This is a genomic window from Kitasatospora griseola (assembly GCF_014648555.1).
GTDB classification, from domain to species: domain Bacteria; phylum Actinomycetota; class Actinomycetes; order Streptomycetales; family Streptomycetaceae; genus Kitasatospora; species Kitasatospora griseola.
In genome coordinates this window covers 1-4,351 of sequence record NZ_BMRI01000087.1, presented here as the reverse complement: position 1 = coordinate 4,351, position 4,351 = coordinate 1, and the positions used below count along the sequence as shown (strand labels likewise).

Annotated in this window: 4 protein-coding genes; all 4 read left to right on the top strand. The window is 69.4% G+C overall.

The features are described 5' to 3' along the window. Positions 1-236: 236 nt before the first annotated feature. The 4 genes from IEZ12_RS37130 to IEZ12_RS40870 all read left to right on the top strand — a co-directional run bounded on the left by IEZ12_RS37130 (position 237) and on the right by IEZ12_RS40870 (position 4,260). Positions 237-443 carry a hypothetical protein gene (locus IEZ12_RS37130; protein WP_189278820.1) on the top strand — a complete coding sequence of 69 codons (207 nt, stop codon included), beginning with the start codon at positions 237-239 and terminating at the stop codon, positions 441-443. A 460-nt stretch (positions 444-903) separates the two neighbouring features. Further along, positions 904-1,371 carry a hypothetical protein gene (locus IEZ12_RS37125; RefSeq protein WP_189278818.1) on the top strand — a complete coding sequence of 156 codons (468 nt, stop codon included), beginning with the start codon at positions 904-906 and terminating at the stop codon, positions 1,369-1,371. Positions 1,372-1,614: 243 nt separating this feature from the next. Then, a complete protein-coding gene (locus IEZ12_RS37120) occupies positions 1,615-2,964 on the top strand; it encodes a tyrosine-type recombinase/integrase (RefSeq protein ID WP_189278816.1) in 1,350 nt (449 codons plus the stop codon). Positions 2,965-3,792: 828 nt separating this feature from the next. Further along, positions 3,793-4,260 carry a hypothetical protein gene (locus tag IEZ12_RS40870; protein WP_444542905.1) on the top strand — a complete coding sequence of 156 codons (468 nt, stop codon included), beginning with the start codon at positions 3,793-3,795 and terminating at the stop codon, positions 4,258-4,260. Positions 4,261-4,351: the final 91 nt, after the last annotated feature.

Sequence of the window (4,351 nt, the reverse complement as noted above, 5' to 3'; positions counted from 1 at the left end):
CACCTTCGCGGCGCGATGATCTGGATCAAGGACCTCACCAAAGCTGCCGCTTGATCACGACCAAATACGCGACCTAGTCCAGCAAGCCACCACAGGATCGCCATCCAGACACCCTGCGCTTTCGCCCTACGGCAACCAACCCGAGACAGCCGACCGAACCGCTGGCACACCTGACGGTGCGCCAGAATATGAAGCCGCCGAGCGAGGTGTCCTGCGGATCCCGGAGGTACGGCTCAGTGACCCGCTACAGCATCGACCCCGAACAGCACGAGCTGATCGCGACCTGGGGAACCGGCGAGGGCGACCTCGCCACCCGTATCACTGCCCTCCCGGCCGACACGAACACGGCCGCGCCGATGCGGCTGGCCCGCGCCCTCACTCACCGGTCCGAGGCGGCGCTGCGCACCTACACCCACCCGGCCGGCGCCGCCGCCGCCTCCTAGGACCCCAACTCCGAGGGCTGGCACCGCGCCGAAGAACGCAAGGCGTTCGACGAGGTCCCCGGTGCCATCACCCAGCCCAACCTCCCCCAGGACGGCATGCTCGACGTCGAATACAGCCCCTTGGTCGAATCCGCCCACCGCGCCGGCCGCACCCTGCACACCCTCGACAATCCGGACCTCACCGCCGCCGTCCTCACCGAAACCGCCACCGAACTCGCCGCCGTGGAGAACGCCGAACTCGGCGACCTCACCGGCCGCGACCGCCAGGCCGTCCTCCTCAGCCGCGAAAGCTCCTCCCCCGCCCAGGTCGCCGCCGACCACCTCCTCGAACAAGACCCCTTCGGCCCCTCGGCGCTGTTCACCGAGATCGACCCCACTGCCGCCGCCGTCGTCGCAGCCCACTGGCTCGCCGCCGCGGCCGACGTCACGGCCGAAGCCACCGGTCACTCCCCCACCGCCCGTGCTCCTCGAAGCCGACAACATCGAAGCCCTCCCCCACGAAACCCCCACCCTCGTCCTCGGCCTCCTCGAAGCCGGCACCTCCCCATACGACGCGGTCACCGGCCTCGTGCGCCACGCCCTCCACATCGCAGACGGCCTCCTCCCCGACCCCGCCGGCCTGCGCGAACAACTCGAAGACATCGACGACGATCTCGCCCAGCACACCGGCCCGAACACCGACCCCGAGGACACCGGCCTGCGCCTGACCCCGCTCGATCCCCGGCGGCCCGCGCCCGACCTCCTCGAAGACCTCCTCGCCGGCATCCACGGCTGCCGGCTCCTCCCCGAGGAATACGACGAACTCGACGACGAGGACGGCTTCGGCGACGACGAGCAGACCGGACAGCCCAGCATCGACCGCAGCCGCGAACACTTCACCCAGCTCGTACGCGAAGCCGCAGCCGCCAACCATGACCGGCTCATCTGATCACCCGCCCCAGCCTCAGGGACGGCTACGCCGACCCACTCCACCGGATTCCAAGGATCCCGTCCGATGGACCGGTCAGCGCCAGCAGGACGATCCGCTGCCGCCTGCCCGTTGCGACTGGTCAAGGGAGAACCGCAGCTCAGAGCCGTCTTGCCGTCCTGGTGGTCGCAGGGTGGTCGCAGCATCGGAGCACACTGGGAGGCGGACGACCTTCGCGCACCCGGCCCTTTCGAGGCGATCACCATGCGCAGCACCTCCATCCCGAAGCGGGGCCGCGTCTACCGGCGCTGCGGCTGCCGTGACGTCCGCCGCCGCCAGCTCGGTACCTCCTGCCCGCGCCTGGCCACCGATGCGAACCACGGGAGTTGGGCGTTCGCCGTCGACGTCCCCTCCCTGGACGGCCGCCGCCACACCGCCCGCCGCTCAGGCTTCCCCGACGAGGCCGAAGCGCGCGCCGCACTGCGGCAGTTCGACCAGGGCCTGGCCCTGGGAGTGGTCATCGACCCGCGGCAGAAGAGCGCCGATTACCTGCGCGGCTGGCTCGACGAGAAGCAGCTGCACCTCAAGCCCACCACCATGGCCCGCTACCGCGACTACGTCGAACAGGACCTGGTCCCCGCCCTCGGCGACATCCCCCTCGGCGACCTCAACCGGCAGCACCTGCGCGCCTACGTCACCCGCGAACTCCACGCCGGCCGCAGTCGCGTGACCGTCTACCGCATCATGGCGACCCTCTCCAGCGCGCTGACCAGCGCCGTCAACGACGACCGCCTGCCCCGCAACATCGCCAAACCCCCGCTGCTGCCACGCCCCGCCTCCGCACCCCGACGCCTGTGGACCGAAGCCCAGACCGTCCGCTTCCTGCGCTTCACCCGCGCCATCGACCCCTTCTACGCCGACCTCGCCGAACTCATGATCGACACCGGCCTGCGCAAAGGCGAAGCACTCGCACTCCACTGGGGCGACGTCCACCAGGCCGAGAGCGTCCTGTTCGTCCGCCACACCCTGTCCGTCGTCGACAACAACCAACTCGTCCTCACCACCCCGAAGACCCCGCACAGCAAGACCTGGGTCGCCCTGTCCCACCGCGCGGCCACCGCCCTCGACAACCGAGCCTGCACCGGCGCCTTCGGCGACACCGCCGACCCCACCGGATACGTCTTCCACCGCCACGGCCGCCCTCTGCACCCCAAGACCGTCCTCGACCACTTCCACCTGCTCTGCGACAAAGCCGGCGTCCCCCGCATCGCCCTCCACGACCTGCGCCACCTCGCGATGAGCTTCGGCCTCGCCGCAGGCGTCCCCCTGCCGATCATGTCCAAGACCCTGCGCCACCGGACCCTGTCCACCAGCGCCAACATCTACGCCGAACTCACCCCCCGCGCCGCCCGCGCCGGCGTCGACGGCATCGCCTGGATCCTCGACAGCGCCGAGCGCGAACAACTCGGCACCCGCATCTGCCGCGCCAGCCACTTCGCACGCCAGCACCCGCGCCCCCACCGGCCACGGCCCGCCAACCGCACCCCGCGCATCGACGACCCCACCGAGGACTGGCCGATGTGGCCGGGCGACCACCATGCGACCACCAGCTGACACAACAACAGAAAGAGCCGGCACTCGGTTTCCCAAGTACCGGCTCTCACAACCGACTTCACAGTCGGGACGACAGGATTTGAACCTGCGACCCCTTGACCCCCAGCTCCCTATTCCTGCCTGAAATGCGCTCACGCACACGTCGTGCGTGTGCAGATGAGCGCGTTTCGTGCACCTCGCACGCCAGCGCGCATGACGTGTGGTCCCCAGCTGGTCCCCAGGCCAGGGGCTTGACGGAGGGTCCGGGTGGCGTTCATGTCTCCAGGGTAGCGCCACTCCAGCCGTGGATCCAGAGATTCCCGCGGATCGCCCAGGACGTCACCGGACAGAGACCCGGCATCGCGGAGTTAAATCAATTCGACCCGAGCCGAACGTCAGCCAGAAATGGCCGCATCAAACCCAGACCCCATCTATTTCCTTCGGTCTCACCGAAATTCTCGGGGCTCGCTGTGACCCGCTCGGGGGACCAGTCCGAGGCTTGACGCCATCGCTCTGCCCATGCTCCGGGTTGTACGACCTGAACAACCCGTCGATGACCGTCACCTGGGACTCCACGCCATCCTCGACTACACCATCCGGAGATTGCGATCCTCGGCCGTCCCGAAAGATGACCGCCACCGCCGCGGACCGCGTAGGTGACCTCGCCCACCAGGTAGTTGCGATCCTCGGCTGTCCCGAAAGATGACCGCCACCCGTGCCAACCAGCCCGGCCGGGCCCACCGAGAAGGAGTTGCGATCCTCGGCCGTCCCGGAGGATGACCGCCACCTCGCCGATCGCGCCGTCGATGAGCGTCGAAGCGAGGTTGCGATCCTCGGCCCTCCCGAAGGATGACCGCCACCATCCACGACCTGGTCCACGTCGTGCCCGTGGCGGCGTTGCGATCCTCGGCCGTCCCGAAGGACGACCGCCACGACACGGTCGCGAAGCTGCGCTCGGACCGGGAGTTGCGATCCTCAGCCGTCCCGAAGGACGACCGCCACGTCGAGCATCTCGTGGAAGACCTTGCGCCAGTCCGGGTTGCGATCCTCGGCCGTCCCGAAGGACAACCGCCACCTGGCGGCGGGGTCCGGCGCGGCGTCGAGGGACCGGTTGCGATCCTCGGCCGTCCCGAAGGACGACCGCCACACGCCTGGCCGACCGGGTTGGCTCCGTGCTCCATGCGGTTGCGATCCTCGGCCGTCCCGAAGGACGACCGCCACCAGCAGGTCGGCGAGCACCTCCAGGTCGGCGCGGGGTTGCGATCTTCGGCCGTCCCGAAGGACGACCGCCACCCGTCGGTGCGGCGGAATCGGTAGACGGGGCCGCTACGGTTGCGATCCTCGGCCGTCCCGAAGGACGACCGCCACTCGAGTCCGGCTCCGGGCTGGCGAGCACGAGTACGTGTTG